Annotated in this window: 11 protein-coding genes; 5 read left to right on the top strand and 6 right to left on the bottom strand. The window is 69.6% G+C overall.

The genetic code is table 11. The annotated features are described in order from the left end of the window. The first annotated feature begins 100 nt into the window (after nt 1-100). Nucleotides 101-772 (top strand): hypothetical protein, encoded by a 672-nt coding sequence (locus VZL07_RS33565; protein ID WP_426752027.1) that lies wholly within the window; start codon nt 101-103, stop codon nt 770-772. Nucleotides 773-945: 173 nt separating this feature from the next. Here the strand turns inward: VZL07_RS33565 and VZL07_RS33560 are convergent, their stop codons facing one another. The 3 genes from VZL07_RS33560 to VZL07_RS33550 are packed head-to-tail and all read right to left on the bottom strand — an operon-like array spanning nt 946 to nt 4579. After that, the gene (locus tag VZL07_RS33560; RefSeq protein WP_426752026.1) at nt 946-2496 is read right to left on the bottom strand and encodes a hypothetical protein; all 1551 of its coding nucleotides are present in this window, start codon (nt 2494-2496) and stop codon (nt 946-948) included. Nucleotides 2497-2508: 12 nt separating this feature from the next. Then, on the bottom strand, nt 2509-3186 hold the full coding sequence (locus VZL07_RS33555) for a hypothetical protein (RefSeq protein ID WP_426752025.1): 678 nt from the start codon (nt 3184-3186) through the stop codon (nt 2509-2511). Next, nucleotides 3176-4579 (bottom strand): hypothetical protein, encoded by a 1404-nt coding sequence (locus VZL07_RS33550; RefSeq protein WP_426752024.1) that lies wholly within the window; start codon nt 4577-4579, stop codon nt 3176-3178. The genes VZL07_RS33555 and VZL07_RS33550 overlap by 11 nt, the downstream gene beginning before the upstream one ends. Nucleotides 4580-4759: 180 nt before the next feature. Here VZL07_RS33550 and VZL07_RS33545 point away from each other — a divergent pair, with 180 nt between their 5' ends. Next, nucleotides 4760-5683, top strand: coding sequence for an SDR family oxidoreductase (locus VZL07_RS33545; RefSeq protein ID WP_426752023.1), 924 nt, complete (start codon nt 4760-4762; stop codon nt 5681-5683). Nucleotides 5684-6050: 367 nt separating this feature from the next. After that, entirely contained in the window at nt 6051-7172 is a 1122-nt protein-coding gene (locus VZL07_RS33540) for a heparan-alpha-glucosaminide N-acetyltransferase domain-containing protein (RefSeq protein WP_426752022.1), read from the top strand. A 1-nt stretch (nt 7173) separates the two neighbouring features. Here VZL07_RS33540 and VZL07_RS33535 read toward each other — a convergent pair whose 3' ends face one another. Then, complete coding sequence (locus VZL07_RS33535) at nt 7174-7662, bottom strand: VOC family protein (protein WP_426752021.1); 489 nt, start codon at nt 7660-7662, stop codon at nt 7174-7176. A 145-nt stretch (nt 7663-7807) separates the two neighbouring features. Between VZL07_RS33535 and VZL07_RS33530 the strand changes: the two genes are divergently transcribed. After that, a complete protein-coding gene (locus VZL07_RS33530) occupies nt 7808-9673 on the top strand; it encodes a YfbK domain-containing protein (protein WP_426752020.1) in 1866 nt (621 codons plus the stop codon). Between the two features lie 68 nt (nt 9674-9741). Beyond that, nucleotides 9742-10437: an expansin EXLX1 family cellulose-binding protein gene (locus VZL07_RS33525; protein WP_426752019.1), complete on the top strand. Its 696-nt coding sequence runs from the start codon at nt 9742-9744 to the stop codon at nt 10435-10437. Nucleotides 10438-10450: 13 nt separating this feature from the next. Here VZL07_RS33525 and VZL07_RS33520 read toward each other — a convergent pair whose 3' ends face one another. Continuing rightward, entirely contained in the window at nt 10451-16012 is a 5562-nt protein-coding gene (locus tag VZL07_RS33520) for a DNA repair ATPase (RefSeq protein WP_426752018.1), read from the bottom strand. A 141-nt stretch (nt 16013-16153) separates the two neighbouring features. Further along, the gene (locus VZL07_RS33515) at nt 16154-18316 is read right to left on the bottom strand and encodes a hypothetical protein (protein WP_426752017.1); all 2163 of its coding nucleotides are present in this window, start codon (nt 18314-18316) and stop codon (nt 16154-16156) included. Nucleotides 18317-18324: the final 8 nt, after the last annotated feature.

Below are 18324 nucleotides of genomic sequence, written 5' to 3'. Positions count from 1 at the left end.
AGCGTCTCTGGACGTGCCTTCCCTGGTCGTCGCGCCGCAGGCCTCCGGGGACGGATTTCCCGGAGCCACCTTGCTCTCAGCGCACGGCCTTGAGCCTGCCGTGAGCTGCAGCCTGCTCACCTACGTCCTCGTATCCCCCGACGTCGTCCCGGGCCCCCTGGAGTGGCTTGCCGTGCTGGGAACGGTGGCGGACCAGGGCGTGGACGCGCCCATCCCGTTCCTCAAGGATGGGCTTCGACGCGCCGGACGGACGGCCATCACGGAGTCGGTAGCCCTGTTGAATGCCGCCCGGCGGTCGTCCCGCTTCGAGGCGCCGCTCGCGCTGGAGGTGCTGCTTCGCGCGGGCAGCGCCACGGACATCACACGCGGCAACGTGCCCGGTGTCGACGCGCTCCACGATTGCCGGCTGGAGGTGCGGCGAGAGGTGGCGCGGTGCTCGAAGACGCCTCCGCGCATCGCGGGCAACGTGGCCCTGCTGCTGTTCAGCTCGGGTGCGCAGGTGCATCCCCAGGTCGCCGTGCGCTGGGCCCAGCGGTTGCCCGAGCACATCGTCATCGCCGCCAACGCAGGGTATCTGCCTGGCAGGGTGGACTTCGCCGTGCGCAGCCGTATCCCCGAGGACCTGGGCGGGCTCTTCCAGGCGCTCGGTGTGCAGGCGGGAGAAAAGGACGGCAGCCTGCTCCAGGCGGACTTCCTCGGCTTGGCCTCGGCGCTCGGGTTCAAGGGGCTGCGCGATATCGACGTGGAGCGGCGGGGCGCGTTCCCAGGCTGATGCGGCAGGTCGTTGCGTTGATGGCCCGCCCTCCTCCGGCCTCTCCGGCGGGAACGCCGCCCCATGCGTTCAGCCAGCCTTGCGTCACGCCAGCGTCCGCATGTTGACGACGTTCCCGGGCGTTCCCTCACTCGAGAGCCATTCCATTCCGGCGCTGTGTGGAGGCGCCGGCATCAGGTGCGCAAGAAGGCGCTCGCGTCGGGCAATCCGCTGCCCGAGGTGTCGACGCCCATTGCCGTCAGGATGCCGGAGAAGATGTCGGCCTCGTTCGACTCCAACTTTCCCGGCAGGGGCGCTCCGGTGCGAGCGTCGAAGCCGTAGGCCAGCGTCGTGAGCGGGTCGATGCCACCCAGCACGGTGTTCCCGCGGAGCATGGGCGAGAGCAGCACGAACCCGTTGTTCAGGTCATGCCCGGTGCCGAACTCGGTGGCGTTCGCGACCCGAGACCGGGTGCGCCCGAACTCGGTGGCGACGTAGATCAACGTCCGGTCCCAGAGGCTCTCCCCCGACGCCGCGTCGAAGGGCTCCGCCTTGAGCAGGTCGATCAACCGGTCGACGACGCCCAGGATGCGCGCCCACATGAAGGCCTGCCCGGTGCGGTGGTCGTTGTGGCTGAAGTCGAAAGCCAGGGGCGGATTCGCGAGGCCGTACGCACCGCCCACCGCGACGTTGAACGACGGCCCCAGCGTCACCGTCACCGAGACGCGGTGCTTGATGAGCAGGAACGCCAGGGCCGCCTGCCCTTCCACCGGGTCCGTGAAGTAGTCGGGGAAGGCCGCTCGGAGTCGTGCACCATCGGGTGAGCTGGACAGGCCGTACTCGGACAGTGGAAGCCGGGGCGGCTCGTCGGGCAGCACGCTGAGGCGGTTGATGAGGTCCTGCATCTCGAGCGCGGGCTGGCCCACCATGCGCAGGTCGTTCCAACGACGAAGCGTGGGAGCGTTCTCGAACGTCTGCCCGAACACCGACCGCGCATCGGCCGCGTTCCGCGCCTGGCGAGCCAGGTTCACCACGTCTTCGGGCGGCACGTCCTTGAGTCCCTTGCGACCGTCGAGCCCCAGTGGCCACAGCGAAGGGTTCGTCACCACCTCGCCGTAGCAGTGCGCGGGCAGCGAGCCGTCCGTCCCCCGCTCCGCGTACCCGCCCGTCCCCATGTTCACGTTGGGAATGGGAAAGCCCGCGCCGTACTGCCAGGCCACGCATTCCTGAAGCGTCCGTCCCCTCCATGCGGCGTTGCCCGTGAGGCTCCGCTTCTGCGCGATGACGTGGTTGACGGACGTGCCCACCGTCGTCGCCACCAGCATCGAGTCTTTATGCTTCCTCACGAAGGGAAGCTGGTCCGCCTCCACCGGCACGGGGATGTTCCCCAAGCGAGGGCTGCTCACCCGCACCGCACGGAACGGCGAGTCGGGCACAGCCTGTACCTGTGCGTCCGCGAAGGTGTTGAGCCGGGCCGCCCCGGCGCCCGCCTCCGAGGCGCGGACCGCCAGGAAGCTGTCGATGATGGAGGCCCCACCCGCGGCCCCCACGACGATGAGGAAGCGAGGCTTGCCGTCGAGCCGCGCTCGGCGGACGCCGCCACGCTGTTCAAGGGACGCGGGCGTGTCCAGCGACTCCCGGCAGCCCGTCAGCAACGACCCCAGCACCGGCGAACCCGCGGCGCACATCGACAGCGCCTTCATCAACTCCCGGCGCGAGAGCCGGCCATCAGTGCGAAGAGACATGGAAGGCTCCCATCAGAAGAAGACGGACTCAGCGGAAGAGAGGACGGCGAAGCAGACCGCGGTCATCCAGTCGCGGCCGGGCCGCAGGCTGCTCGAGGACTCGATCTCGGCGGCGAGCTGGACCCAGGTGTCCACTTCAGAGGCCAGCGCATCCCGCTGAAGGCCGCGCTGGTAGAGGGCGTTGACGGCGTCTTGCACCAGCTTGCCCTGTCGGTCCACGAGCCGCCCCCGAGCGTCCAGCATCAGGCCCTTGAAGATGACCGCCTCCGACGGACGCCCCACGTCGAGCGCCACGCGCTGGGAGCAGCTCGCCAGCGCCAGGCGATCCACGGCGATGGGCGTCGTCACGCCTGTAACGGGCAGTGGCTCGTAGATGCCGCTTCCATACGGATCCACGCCCCCCAGCGTGACGGTGTGAACAGACGTGGTGCACGGATAAAGCCCCAGCTCGCTGCAGAGCTGCTCCGGAGGAAGCTCGAGCGCCGCGGCGAAGTCGGCCGTCAGTCGCTCGGGTCCCTTGAAGCGCAGGTTGTTCCGGGTCGACTTCGCGACCGCGTCGGGCGTCCCCGAATCCGGCTCGGTATCCACCGGGGGCGTGCCGGAGTCCACGTCCACCACTCGGGCCACCGGCTGCTGCGTGCACGCGGCCAGTGTGAGCACTGCGGCCACCAGGAATCTCTCAGGGCGCACCGTAGGCCTCCGTGCGAATCAGGTCGTGAAGCATGCGCTGCACGCTGTACTGGTGCGTGCCCTTGAAGCGCTGCCAGACGGCGACGAACTCGCCCTGCTCCTCGGCTGTCGGCTCGTGGCCCACCAGCAGCTTCCAGTAGTCGGTGACGGCGGAGATGGCGAAGGCGTCGCTGTTGGCGCCCACCTGCGCCCATTCCAGGAGGTCCCGCACGGGCTGGCCCATCAGGTAGCCGGCCTCGGGAATCTGGGTGATGTCGGGCGCCTCGGCGGCGAAGTAGCGCTCGATGCGGTCAGGCACGTACCGCGCCAACACGGACCCGCCGACGCCGTGGTAGTTGCGGAACGGGTAGCTCAATGGGTCCAGTGTCGCGTGGCACGCGGCGCAGGCCGGCGCCTGCACACCCTTGGCATCGTAGTCCCGAGGCTCACCGGGGATGCTGTAGAGCCCCTCCTGCATCGCGATGTCGTATCCCAGGTAGGCACGGTAGCTCTGAGCCGCTGCGTTCCGGGGCAGCGCCGTGAACATGATGAAGGAGACGAGGCTCCAGGCCGACGTGAGATTGCCCGCGCGGCGCCCCTCCTCCACGAACTGGGAGGGCAAGGTCGGCGTCGCCGTGTAGCGCGTGGGCCCCGTCTGCCGGCGCACGTAGTACCGCGCCGTCATCACCTCACGCGCGTCGTGGTCATCGAGCTGGGCGTAGGCGTAGAGCGCGTAGTCGTCGTAGTAGTCCGCGAGCGGAATGGTGCCGGCGTCCTCGCCCGACTTGATGGAGCTCACCGGGCGAATCTTCGGGTGGGCCAGCTTCCACAGCTGGCCATCCTTGCCTCGCCAGAACTCGCTGGCCGTGCAGCGGTCGAGCTCGGCGTCGATGAACTCGCGCTGGTCTGCCTCATCGCGCGCGTCGAACGCCTTGAGCTCCGCGTACGTGGGCGACTTGCCACAGAAGTCGAGCAGCACGCGGCGGTAGGCGAAGCGCAGGTCGTAGCCGCACACGTTGAAGCCGGGATTGTGACCCGCCGCACAGCGCCCCCGTTCCGCGGGTACGCTCGCGGGATCCGCCGGCAGGGTGCCGTGGAGCAGTTCCTCCACGTTCGTCACGCCGTCGCCATCCGCGTCCTCCCACTCCACGGCGCGCAGGGCCGCGGGCAGGGCCGTGGAGAAGTCACCGTCGGGCAACGGACGTGGTGCGCCCGGCGCCAGGTGCTGCTCCAGCGAGGTGCCGAAGACGTTCCGCTGTGGCGGCGCCGTGTGGCACAGCGTGCAGGCGGGCTGCTGCCCCATGCAGGCGGGCGCCGAGGGATATGTGGCGCATACCCCGCCGCCCGCGGGGGGCCTGGCGAGCGCGCCTCCCGGCAAGCAGAGGGCAGCGCCCAGGATGAGTCGTCGAATCACAGAACCTCCTCGCGTACGGCTTGCGTCGTGGAGACGCGTGCACGGTCGACCAGGCGAGCCGTGAAAAGGTTGCGGTGATTTCCTGCGCGAACCGCGCCAACTCGCCCAATCCTGTCAGGAGGTGTCAAGAAAGGCTCGTAGGGTCTCCCCCCAGTTCGGACATCCATGGAGGTAACTGACATGCAGGAAGCAACGAGGCCTTTGAAGGGACGTATCGCGCTGGTGGCCGGTGGAACGCGCGGGGCCGGGCGTGGCATCGCGGTACAGCTTGGTGCGGCGGGAGCCACCGTCTACGTCACGGGCAGGTCGACGCGGGCCCAGCGCTCGGAGCAGAACCGGCCGGAGACCATCGAGGAGACGGCGGAGCTCGTCACGGCGGCAGGCGGCGTCGGCATCCCCGTGCAGACGGACCACCTGGAGCCCGAGCAGGTGCGCTCGCTTGTGGCGCGCATCGACCAGGAACACGGCCGGCTCGACGTGCTCGTGAATGACATCTGGGGCGGCGAGCACATCTTCGAGTGGAACAAGAGTGTGTGGGAGCACTCGCTCGACAAGGGGCTGCGGCTGCTCCGGCTGGGCGTGGACACGCACCTCATCACCAGTCACTTCGCGCTGCCGCTGCTCATCCGCCGTCCAGGCGGTCTGGTCGTCGAAGTCACCGACGGAACCGCGGACTACAACGCGACGCACTACCGCGTCTCGACGTTCTATGACCTCGCGAAGGCATCCCTCCTCCGCCTCGCGTGGAGCCAGGCCCAGGAGCTGAAGCCCCACGGCGGCACCGCCGTCGCGCTGACGCCGGGTTGGATGCGCTCCGAAGGCATGCTGGAACACTTCGGCGTCACCGAGGCGAACTGGCGCGACGCCACCGCGAAGGAACCGCACTTCATCATCTCGGAGTCGCCGGCCTACGTGGGCCGCGCGGTGGCTGCGCTGGCCGCGGACCCGGACCGGGCGCGCTGGTCCGGGCAATCCCTGTCGAGCGGACAGCTCGCCCGCGTCTACGGCTTCACGGACCTGGACGGCAGCAAGCCCGATGCCTGGCGCTACGTGCCCGAGGTGCAGGACGCCGGGAAGCCCGCGGACGCCACAGGCTACCGGTAGGCCATTTCAAGGCAGGCGGGCCGTGACATCCCCAGGCCCGCCTGCCCGGCCCTCGGCTCCCGCAGGCGCCAGCGCATCATCGAGAGGCGTCGCCGTGCACGCCAGTGGGCGCTCCCCGCGGGCGAGTGCGGACTTCTCGACGAAGCGCCAAGACCATCGATTCGGCACCCGAGGCCCGTCAGAGCGGAAGTCACCCGGACTGCCAGGCAGGCCAGGGCGAGCCATGGACTCATGCGCACCCGGTCCTGCCAGAGGGACCCGATGCAACTTCAACTGCCGGGGGTCCCCACGCCAAGAGGCACCGGGTCCACCTGCGTCCACATCCTCCTTGGGACCTGGCGCATGGGTGCCGTAGGTTGGCCCGGACGTGACGCCCGCATCCATCGCCCCTGCTCCCGTGTCCCGCGATCGTGTCCGAGCCATCGACTGGCTTCGGGGCATCGCGGTGCTGTTCATGGTCCAGACCCACACGCTCGCCCTGCTGACGCCCGAGCTCCGCCAGAGTGAATGGGTGGCGCGGCTGCTCCGAGTCGACGGGCTGGTCGCTCCCGCCTTCATCTTCTCCGCCGGCTTCGCGACCGCCCTGATGATGGTCCGCAGCGCCGCGAGCGGTGCGCTCCGAGCTCGCGTCCACCGCAACCTCCGCCGCGCCGGCGAGGTGCTCGCCGTGGCCACCCTGGTCAACTGGGCCTGGTTCCCGCTCCTGCGCGAGCCGAAGTGGATCCTCCGCATGGACATCCTCCAGTGCGTGGGACTCTGTCTGCTCATCGTCCTGCCGGTGGCCGCGCTCCTGTCCGCGCGCCCGCGGCTGCTGAGCACGGGCGCGTTCCTGTTGGCCATGCTCACCTTCGCGGTGTCGCCGCTCGGTGAACAGGTGGACGGCCCCTGGGCCACGCTGACGGAGAAGTCGTCCTTCGCGCCCTTCCCGCTCCTACCCTGGCTGGGCTACGCGTGGCTCGGCGTCTTCGCGGGCACCGTGGCGGGTGCCTGGGGCCGCGCCGGTCTCATCCGCGCCCTGCTGGTGCTGATGGCGCTAGGGTTCACGGGGGCAGTGCTCGGAGACTTCCTCTACGGCCTCTACCCGCCCCACCGCTTCTTCGTCGCCAACCCGTCCAATGCGGCGGCGCGCTTCGGCTGGGTGAGCACGGTGCTGCTCGTCCTGACGTGGCTGGAGGCCCGGACCCCCGTGGACGCGGCGCCATCACGGCTGCGGCGCTTCGTGGAGGTGTTCGGCACCTCGTCGCTGTCCGCGTACTTCTTCCACGAGATGCTGCTGTTCTACCGGCTCGGCGGCGTCTTCTCATTCCAGCGCTTCTGGGGCGACCGCAGTGGCTGGCTCCAGTACTGGGTGCTCACCGCCGTCATCATTGGCCTCACCTTCGTGCTGTGCGTCGTCGTGGACCGCCTGGAGCGCGTGGTACGGCCCGCGCTCCGGAGCCTCGCGGAGCGCGTCCTCCGGCAGGGGCAGCAAGCCCCCGCCGGACCGTGATTCAGTGGCCCGCGGCAGCGAGCGTGTCGAAGGCGGCGATGACCTCCTTCGGCGCCTGCACCAGCTCGATGAGCACGCCCTCTCCGCCATAGGGGAACTGCTCGCCGCCCTTGGGGTGGACGAAGCAGATGTCGTGCCCCGCGGCCCCCTTGCGGATGCCGCCCGGCGCGAAGCGTAGACCCTGGGACTCCAGCCACTGCACGGCCGCGGGCAGGTCATCCACCCAGAGCCCCACGTGATTGAGCGGCGTCTCATGGACGCGCGGCTTCTTCTCCGGGTCCACCGGCTGCATCAGGTCCACCTCCACCTTGAAGGGACCCGCGCCCGCGGTGACGATGTCCTCGTCCACGTTCTCGCGCTCGCTGCGGTAGGTCCCGTGGGGCGTCAAGCCCAGCAGGTCGACCCAGAGCTTGCGGAGCGGCGCCTTGTCCGTCCCGCCAATGGCGATCTGCTGGACACCCAGAACTCGAAATGGCCTCGCGGTCTGCATGGACCGGCACCCTGTCAGACGGACGTACGCCAGACAAGGACGCCGGGCGCGGGTGTTCGCCGGAAAATTCATCGCCGTAGACCCATTTTCGAAAGCCACGCGTTTCCAGGCGGCGAACCACTCACGCCTCGACCTTGGAGACCGGATGTCCCCCTTCTCGCTGAAGCGCCAGATGACAGCCTGGGGAAGTGCCCTGCTTGTCGTGAGCACCCTGCCCGCCTGCTACAGCCGGAGTCCGACCGCGGATCAGTACACGCCCGCTCATGCGGAGCTGCCCCCAGCCGCGGTGTCCCCTCGCGCGGACACGTCCACTGCACCAGCCAAGACGGCCTCCAAGGCACGCACCCGTGAGTCCATCGCCCAGGCAGAGCCCCTCGCCGAGGCACGTCCCAGCAAGGACATCGCCGCGCCCGCGCCGTCATCGAGCGCCGGCGCGCTCGCCCCCTCCGAGGCGGACCTCGCCGGTGCGGACCTCGGCGGGCCACCGCCACCGCCCATGCCCGTCGCGCGCCAGGCTCCCGCGAAGGGAAAGGCACACATGCCGGTCCGGGAGAAAATGGCGCTGGCGCGGCGCGAGCCCCCACCCGCCATGCCGGTTCCCATCCACGCCGAAGCTGAAGGCGCGGCACCTGCCGACGACGCGGGAGGCAACACCTTCGCATCCTGGAAGGCCCACGGCTTCATCGAGACGCAGAAGGACCCGCTCTCCACCTTCGCCGCGGACGTGGACACCGCCTCCTACACCGTCTCGCGCCGGTACCTCGTCCAGGGGCGGCTCCCGCCGGCCTCCGCCGTCCGCGTGGAGGAGTTCGTCAACTACTTCAAGTTCCGCTACGCGCCTCCGGAGAAGGGCGCCTTCAGCGTGCACCTGGAGGGCGCGCCCTCCCCCTTCCACGCGCAGCGCTACTTCCTGCGGGTGGGCGTGCAGGGCAAGGTCGTCTCGCGCTCGCAGCGCAAGCCGGCGCACCTGGTGTTCCTCGTGGACACCAGCGGCTCCATGCACTCGGCGGACAAGCTGCCGCTCGCGAAGGAGGCCATCAAGGTCGCCGTCAAGAACCTCAACGAGAACGACACCGTGGCCATCGTCACCTACGCGGGCAGCACGCGGGACGTGCTGCCGCCGACGCCGGCCACCGACGTGAAGAGCATCCATGCCGCGCTCGACTCGCTCGAAGCAGGCGGGGGCACGGCCATGGGCTCGGGCATGGAGCTGGCCTACCGGCACGCGGTGAAGAAGGCCTCCGGGAGCGTGGTGTCGCGCGTCGTCGTCCTCACGGATGGAGATGCCAACATCGGGCGGAACGTGAGCGCAGACGCGATGCTGGAGCGCATCCACAAGTACACGGCCGAAGGCGTCACGCTCACCGCGGTGGGCTTCGGCATGGGCAACTACCGCGATGACCTGATGGAGAAGCTCGCGGACAAGGGCAATGGTAACTGCTTCTATGTCGACAGCCTCCGCGAGGCGCGGAAGGTCTTCGAGACGCAGCTCACCGGCACGCTGGAGGTCATCGCCAAGGACGTGAAGCTCCAGGTCGAGTTCAACCCCGCGTCCGTCCGGCGCTACCGGCTGCTCGGTTACGAGAACCGCGACGTCGCCGACGCGGACTTCCGGAACGACAAGGTGGACGCGGGCGAGATTGGCGCGGGCCACAACGTCACCGCGCTGTACGAGGTGGACCTGGCGGACGAGACCACCGAGCCCCTGGCCACGGTGCGCGTCCGCGCCAAGGCGCCCAATGGCACCGAGGCCACCGAGCAGGCCTTCCCCTTCGAGCGCGCCCAGCTCCGCGCGTCGCTGGACAGCGCGTCCTCGGACTTCCGCTTCGCCCTGGCCGTGGCCGCCACCGCGGACATCCTGCGCGAGAGCCCCGCGTCCGAGGGCTGGAGCCTCGCCACGGCCGAGAAACTCGCCCAGGGCGCCACGGACGGCAACGCGGACCGCGCCGAGTTCCTCCGCCTGGTCACCCAGGCCCGCGCGCTGAAGAGCGCCTCCGCCCGGGGCCGCTGAACTCCCGGCGGCGGTGGCCCGCACAGCCACCGGGCCGCCGCCCGGGCAACGGGGTAAGCTGGGCGGCCATGCACCCATTCCGCTCGCAGTCCCGACGTTTCCTCCTCCCGGTCGCCGCGGCCTTCCTGGCCTGCGGCGCGTGCAGTGACGACCCGTCCGGCGGCGGTGCCCCGCTGGGCGAGGAGCAGCAGGGCATCGCCACCTTCTACGACGCCACGGGCGCGGGGAACTGCAGCTACGAGCCCACGGGCGACCTGATGGTGGCGGCGATGAACACGCCCCAGTACGCCAACAGCGCGGCCTGCGGGCAGTGCGTGGACATCGTCGGCCCCAAGGGCTCGGTCCGCGTGCGCATCGTGGACCGCTGCCCGGAGTGCGAATCCGGCCACCTGGACCTGAGCCGCGAGGCCTTCGCGCGCATCGCGGAGATGCAGCAGGGCCGGGTCAACATCACCTGGACCCCGGTCTCCTGCGACGTGGCGGGCAACGTCGAGTACCACTTCAAGGACGGCAGCAACCCCTGGTGGACCGCCATCCAGGTCCGCAACCACCGCCTGCCCATCCAGAAGCTGGAGTGGCGCCGCGGCACCGGCGCCTGGCAGGACGTCCCGCGCGAGAGCTACAACTACTTCGTCAACTCGAGCGGCATGGGCGACGGCCCCTTCTCCGTCCGCGTCACCGCCGTGGACGGCCAGCAACTGGAGGACACGCTGGACCGGGTCCTCGACAACGCCAGCGTCGAGGGCTCCGGCCAGTTCCGCTGACGCGCGGCGCCCTTCAGCGCCGCAGCATGGAGCGCAGCAGCTCCAGGGCCTCGGTGACGTTCTGCCAGACCTGGAGCGACTTCACGCCCTCGCCCTCGCCCTGGATGGCGCGGCGCGAGGCGCGCTCCAGCGGGAGCAGCACGCCTTCCACCAGCTCAATCTGCCTGCTGAGCTCCGCCGGTGAAGGCCCGGTGAGCGCGGTCCGCTGCAGGGCCTCCGCGGGCACGTTGGCGGACACGTTCACCGGCCGCTCCGCCAGCGCGGTGATGGCGCGGGAGAGCTGCTCCATGTACGCGCCGAAGTCCGGTGAAGGCGCCGGCGCCGTCATGCGCACGGTGGGCGCGGATTCCGCCGCCTCCGCCGCGCGCTCCGCCTGCGCCGCCACCCGCTCCGTCAGCGCCTTGAGCAGGTGGGCCAGGTGCTTGAGGTACGGCGTCAGGTCCGGCCCCGCGGCCACGGGGGCGGCGGCCACGGGTGCCGGCGTGGACTTCGCGACCTGCACGGACTCGCGGCCCACCTTCGCCACCTCCAGCACCGCCTCGCGCAGGGACTCCAGGCGGGGCAGCACCTCCACCACCGCGGCAGGCTGCTCCTCGCGGCTGTGGCTGGCCGAGACGTGGGTGGCGGCCTGCACCACCGCGTCCCGCACCGCGCCGAGCTGCTCCTCGATGCCACTGAGCTGTCCCGTGACGCGCGCCACCGGGTCGTCGTCCTTGCCGCCCATGCGCTTCACGCGCGCGAAGCCCTGCTTGATCTCCTCCCAGCGCTTCGCCTTCTCCGGCGTGAGCCGGCCACGCATCTCCGCCAGCTTGAGCAGGTTCTGCTCGGCCGCCGTCGTCAGCGTCTGCGACTCGCCCTGGTAGTGGTCGTCAATGAGCCGCTCGAGCTCGTCGTCGGTCATCGCCGCGACGATCTTCTCCGTGAGCTTGTTCATGTTGCGGTAGCTGCCCTGCAACTTGAACGCGGGCTCGGTCCGGAAGCGCTCGTCCTGCGCCGCCGAGGCGATGTACTGCAGGTTCACCTTCAGCAGCACCGACTGGGCCCGGAACATGCGCTGGAAGACGGCGATGATCTCCTGGAGCTCCGCCGCCGCGTAGCCGTGCTTCAGCTCGCTCGTCTGCACGTCCTCGCCCTGCGCCATGCGGATGAGGCGGTGGGTGTCCGCCGGCTCACGCGTGGCCAGCGGCGCCGTCACCGGGTTCGACGTGAGCGCGTTCTCGATGTAGCTGAGCGCGAACAGGTGCTCCTTGCCGTCGAGGATGTCACCCAGGTTGTAGGTGTCCGCGCGGTTGGCGAGCATGTCCGGGATGCGGAAGCGCTCCCCCGTCTCCGTGTACGGGTTGCCGGCCATGACCACGCAGAACTTCTTCCCGCGCAGGTCGTACGTGCGCGTCCGGCCGTTCCACACGCCCTCGATACGGCGCTGGCCGTCGCACAGCGAGATGAACTTCTGGAGCAGCTCCGGGTCGGTGTGCTGGATGTCGTCGAGGTAGAGCATCACATTGTTGCCCATCTCGAAGGACAGGTTGATGCGCTCCACCTCCTGCCGCGCCGTGGCGTTGGGCGCCTCGGCCGGGTCCAGCGACTTCACGGAGTGGCCCAGCGCGGGGCCGTTCACCTTCACGAAGGTGAGGCCCAGCCGGCTGGCCACGTACTCCATCAGCGTCGTCTTGCCATAGCCCGGCGGCGACATGAGCAGCAGCATGCCCATGCGGTCGGTGCGCTTGCCCTCGCCCGCCGCGCCGAGCTGCTTCGCCAGGTTCGCGCCGATGAGCGGCAGGTACACCTCGTCGATGAGGCGGTTGCGCACGAAGGAGCTCAGGACCTTCGGCGTCAGCTCTTCCAGCCGCAGCTTGCGGCGCTCACGCTCCAGCAGCTCGCGCTGCATCGCGCGGTAGGCCTGGTACTGCGGCACGCGCACCTGCCGGAACTCGCCCAGGCGCGCCAGGAACTCGTCCAGGCGCAGCGCCAGCTTCCGGTCCTGGATGCGGGGATGTGTGCCCAGCAGCCCAGTGACTTCGGTGGCCGTGAGCGCGCCCGCGGACTCGCGGTCCAGCTTGCTGCCGGTGAGCAGCAGCACCGCCGTCTCCAGCGCCACGTGGGCGGCGTCGCCCGGCCCCTCCTCCCGCTGGGCCAGGTAGCCGTCCAGCCACACCCGGGCGAGCTCCAGCCGCGCGCCCAGGTCCTTCTCCAACCCGCGCAGGTCGTCCTCGAAGGCGGAGCGCGTCCCGTGGCGGTCGAGTTCGTGGAGGAACGCGTCCTTCAGCGCCACCGCTTCGCCGCTGGTGGTGAAGCGCGGGTGCTCGGCGCCCAGCTCCTCGACGAGGTAACGGCCCGCCTGCCGGGGCTCGGCCGGCGAGTGCTTCAGGCCATGCGCGGTAAGGAACGCACCGATGCGGTCGCCCAGCGCTTCGCCCACCTCGGCCAGGCTGCCGCCGGACGCGAAGGTCGTGCGCAGCCGGGCCAGGCTCCGCGCCCGCCGCTGGAACACCGCCTTGCCCGCCTCGTCGGCATCGAACGCCCAGTACAGCGCCGCCCAGGCGCGGGGCACCGGGGCGAAGCGCAGCAGACCCGCGCCCTGGTGCAGCCCCAGCAGCTTCTCCAGGATGGAGGCCGCGTCCGCGTCATGGACGCCACGCTCATAGCCCTCGTCGAAGCGGTCCGCCGCGTAGGCGCGCACCTTCTCCAGCAGCGTGCCCCCCACCAGCGCCTCGTGGAGCGCGTCCAGCGACTGGCCGCCCTTTCCATCCTCCGCGTCCGCCAGGAGGCAGCCCGCGAGGTACTCGGAGCGGTAGACGCCGGTGGACTCGGAGACCAGGTGCTGCTCCCAGAGGTCGCGGTACTTCAGCAGCTCCGCGTCCTCCACCTTCTGCGCGTAGTCCGTGCCGGTGAGCTGGAGGTACAGCTCGCCATCACGCGGCAGCAGCGTCAGGTCCAGCGGCTGCGTGTTGACGTTGAAGCGGTACGTCCCCAGCTTGATGAGGTTCTCGCCGTCCGCGAACAGGTCCTGCCGGTCCCTCAGGGCCCGCAGCGCGTCCTGCTTGGCGGACTTCACGCGCGACATCACCTCGTCCGCGCGGACGCTGTCCTGCAGCTCCATCAGCTGGTCCGCCAGCTGACGCAGCTTGAGGATCATCGCGTCGGAGGCGAAGTAGCCGTTGAGCTCGTCGTCCGTCTTGAAGGACTTGGCCCGGCGCTGCACGCCCTGGAGGATGCGCTCCGCGGCCCCGAAGAGGCTCTGCGCGCGCCGCTGCCGCTCGTCCACCAGCGACTGCTTGCGCGCGCCGAAGGCCTCCAGCAGCTCCTCGCGCTTCTGGGTGATCTGCTCCAGGAACTCGTCGAACTCGCCGAAGCGGCCCTCCAGCTCCTCGAGCTGCACCGTGAGGCGGGACATCGCCTCGTCGCAGCGCTCCGGGCTGTCCGCCTGGGACAGCGAGCTTTCGATGCTCTGCCCCAGCAGCTTGAACTGCGCGCCGAACTCCGCCCGCTTCTCCCGGCCGGACAGCTCCTTGCGCTTGGCCGCGAGGCTGGCGCGCACCCGGTTGAGGCGGCTGAACAGCTCGGAGATGCCCTCCAGGATGCGGGCCCGCGCCAGCGGGTCACCCACCTGCAGGCCGCCGACGACCTCGCCCAGGACCTCCAGTCCGTGGGCGGTGCGGTCCACATCCTCGCCCAGCGGCGCCAGCTCCGCGGAGGTCTGCACCGGCTCCAGCTGGGCCAGCAGTTCGTCCAGGCGCGACGCGAGCGGCGCCAGCGCCTCGCCCTTCTGGAGGAAGTCCACGCACGCCGTGCTGACCCTGTCGGATGCCTCCACCACCGCGGACTCCAGGGCATCCACACGCCCCAGGTCCATGTAGCGGATGTCCTTCAGGGTAATCAGGTGCCCGCGCTGCTTGCGCAGGTCCGCCAGCGCCTGCATGAAGGCTTCCGCCTGCGTGAGGTTCTCCGGCTGCACGCGCAGGAGCAGCGTCTCCTGCTCCACCTCCGCCGCCGCCAGCGACTCGGTGGCGCGCTTCTGCATCGCGACCACCTTCTCGAACTCATCGATGATGAGCTCGGCGGTGCGCCGCAGGGTCTCCACCGGCTCCTGGAGCCCCGTCTCCTCGTGCCCCAGCCAGTAGTACGCGTCCAGCGCGCGGGTGGCCGCGGCCACCAGGTCCTCGTAGGTGCGCCGCGTGGGCTTCTCCGACTTCGCGATGCGCTGGAGCGTCAGCGCGTCGGAGATGCCGCGCACCAGCTCCGCGTTGCCCACCTTGCCCAGGTAGCCGGGCGCCGGCGGCGTGGCTGCCGCGTGCTCCGCGGAGACGAAGGGCGTCTGCCACACCTGCATCGGGTGGACGCGGGTGGGCTCGTCCGACGTGGAGCGGAAGATGACGAGCTGCCCGTCGGCGAAGAGGCTCATGCCGTGGGCGACCAGGGGATTCTGCACCTCCTTGCGCACCAGGTTGTAGGGGAACAGGACGTAGCAGCCGTCCGTGCGCCGGTGGAAGATGTAGAGCACGTCCTCGCCGTTGGGCGACCGGATGGCGCGCTTGAACTCCATCCCCTCCGAAGCCGCGGCGCCGTCGAAGACCTTGAAGTCGCCCGTCTGGAGATAGTAGCCGCCCGGGAAGACAATGCCCTGGTCCTCCGGCAGCCGCACGCATGCCTGGCCAATGGCGTCGATGCGCACCACGTGCTGGGTGCGCGAGTTGAACACGAGATAGCGGTGCGCCTTCTCGCGGAACGGCAGCACGCGCAGCAGGATGAGCGTTCCCACCTGCGCCCAGGCGAACTCCGCATCATCCAGCGACTGGTCCGGGTCATCCACCGGCTCGCTGTAGATGCCCATGCCGGAGGAGGTGTTGTCCTCCACCTTGATGGTGAGGTCGCCCTTCACCGTCTCCACGAACACCTGGTCCAGCACGTTGACGTGCGGGTGCTGGCCAGTGACGTAGTTGTCGCGCGTGGCCACCGTCCACTCGAAGTCGTGCGACGGCGGGAAGACGTGGTCGCGCTCGCCCTGGTTGTCCAGGTAGGTGGCGCGGCCCTCCAGGTCCAGGCTGAAGCGGAAGACCTTGATGTCGCGCAGCGACTGGCCCGTCTGGAAGATGGCCAGCAGGCGCGAGTCCAGCTTGCGAATCTGGAGGAGCTTCGCGTCCTTGTAATACTTGTACAGCTCGCCGAAGTCCTTCACGAAGCGGGGGTCCGCCAGGAACCCGCCGGCCTCGGTGTTCGGCACGGTGGAGAAGTCGTAGCCGTCGGCTGTCTTCTCGAACTTGTGCAGCGAGAACACGTCGGACACCGACGTCTCGCGCTTCAGACCGATGAAGACGTTGTAGCCGAAGAGCAGGTACTTGCCGACGCTGGCGATGTCGCACGGGACGCAGTTGTTCTCGGTGCGCACCCGCTCGTTGCCGATGACGGTCAGCTCCGTCCCGCCGAAGAGCGCCTTGCGCCGCCCGTTGAGGTCCGTCGCCTTCGCCCCGAGGACGTCCGCCTGCGCCAGGAGCCGCGCCCGGATGACCTCGTAGCTGCCGCCTTCCAGCGCCGCCTCGCCCGCGGGCGCCGCGCCCTTGCCACCGTCAGTTGCCATGGATGTTCACCGAAAAAGCGTAGACCCCCACCCCCACACCCTCCGGAGCGGAGGGGCGCCACCCCGGAGGGGAGGCCGGGGTGAGGGTCGTCTTACGGCCGTGCCACCGCCGCCCTGTCACGGCGGTGGCCCTTCGGACTGTCAGCCCTGCTGCGTGTCGCTCGCGCCGGGCCGCACCTCGTTTACCAGCGCCTTGATGCCGGCGGTGGTCGCGGCGACGGGGCTGGCCGCCATCTTGTGCAGCAGCGCGGCCACCGCCAGGTTCTGCGCGTCGTTGCTCAGGCCCGGCTTGGAGAGGATCTCCTTCAGGTCGGCCGGCAGGTCCTTCTCGCCGTTGAGGTAGCCACCCAGCGCCTTCTTCAGCGCCTCGCCGTGGTCCAGCGCGCCGTCCACCGCGGAGCCGAACGACACCGCCTTGACGAAGCGCTCGAAGAACTGGCCGTCGCCGCCGACGATGTTGAACTTCGCGTTGGCGAACGCCTTGGCCAGCACCTCGGCCTGCGCGTGCGCGATCTCCTTCCTCGCGCGGATGGCCTCCAGCTCCACGTCGCGCTCCTTGTTGAGCTTGAGGCGGAACTCCTCGTGCTCGCGGCCCACGCCGTCCATCAGCTTCATGGACGCGGCCTTCTCCGCCAGGCCCCGGGCCTCGGCCAGGAGCTTCTCCTGGATGGCCGCGGCCTCCGCCAGCTGCTTCTCGCGCGTGGCAATGGCCTCCGCCTCGCCGCGCTTCTGGATGGCGGTGGCTTCCGCCTCCAGCACGCGCGCGTGGGCCAGGCCCTTCTCCTGCTCACCCGCGGCCTCCGCCAGCAGCTTCTCGCGGACGATGTTCGCCTCCGCGTGGCCCTGCTTCTCGATGGCGCCCGCCTCGGCCTCCTTCACGCGGACATTGACCATGCCCAGCTTCTCCTGGGCCTGCGCGTCGGCTTCCTTCACGCGCACCTCGGCCAGACCCTCGGCGGCGGCCTCGGCCTGGATGCCCTCGGCCAGGCGGACCTTCGCCTTCGCCGTCTTGTCCGCGGCCTCCAGCTCGGCCTCGGCCAGCGTCAGCTTCTCCTTGGCGGTGAACTTGGCCACCTCGTTGGAGGCCTCGGCCGCCTTGATGTCCTTGACCAGCTTCTCCTGCGCCTGCGCCTCGGCGGTGATGAGCAGCGCGTCCTTGCGGCGCGTGGCCTCGGCCTTCACGCGCAGGTCCTTGATGCGCTCTTCCTCCTCCGCCACCGTCTTCTCCACGGCGATGCGGGCGCGCACCACGTCGGCGATGGCCTTCTTCTCGGCCTCGAGCGCCTTCTCCTTGGCGATGCGCTGCAGCTCCGTCTCGCGCTCGCGGTTGATGGCCTCCAGGGCGCGGTCCTTCTCCACGCGCTCGGCCTCCACGCCCACCACGCGCTCGCGGTTCTTCTGCGCGACCTCCACCTGACGAGCCTTGTTCTGCTCGTTGATGTGGATCTCCTCCTCGGCCTTGATGCGCGCCAGCTGCGCCTTGGCGTACTCCTCCTGCTTCACGCGCTCGGCCTCGGCCGTCTCGCGCGCCTGGATGCTGTCAATCTCGCGCTTTTGCTTCGCGGCGGCCTCCTCGCGCTGACGCTCGAGGGCGAAGATGGCCTCGTCCGCCTCGACGTTGCGCTTGGTGACGGCCATGCGCTCGTCCTGGCGCAGCTCGTTGGTGAAGACGTTCTGCTTGGTGGTCAGCTCGGTGATCTTCCGGATGCCCTGCGCGTCGAGGATGTTGTCCTTGTCCAGCATCTCGACCGGGGTCTGCTCCAGGAAGTCGATGGCGCAGTCCTCGAGCATGTAGCCGTTGAGGTCACGGCCGATGACGCGGACGACCTCGTCCTTGATCTCCTCGCGCTTGGTGTAGAGCTCCTCGAAGTCGAAGCTCTTGCCCACCGTCTTGAGCGCCTCGGAGAACTTGGCCTCGAAGAGGTTCTCCAGCGTCTCCTGGTCGGAGGCGCGCGCGCACCCGATGGACTGCGCCACCTTCAGGACGTCCTCGCGCGTCTTGTTCACGCGCACGAAGAACGTCACCTTGATGTCCGCGCGGATGTTGTCCTTGCAGATGAGGCCTTCCTTGCCGCGACGGTCGATCTCGACCGTCTTCAAGGCAATGTCCATCACCTCGGCCCGGTTGATGATGGGGAACACCACCGCGCCGGTGAAGGTGACGACCGGTTCGGCCTTCAGCGTGTTGACGATGAGCACCTTGCCCTGGTCCACCTGCCGGTAGAGCCGGACAATGGTCAGGAGGATGCCTCCGAGAAGGATGATGCCACCGGCACCGGCGGCGACCGCGGTAATGGGATCCATGGCCAATT

The organism is Pseudomyxococcus flavus (genome assembly GCF_050038885.1).
Taxonomy (GTDB): domain Bacteria; phylum Myxococcota; class Myxococcia; order Myxococcales; family Myxococcaceae; genus Myxococcus; species Myxococcus flavus.
Note: the sequence above shows the minus strand (reverse complement) of the source record. Positions and strands in the feature narration are given on the sequence as shown.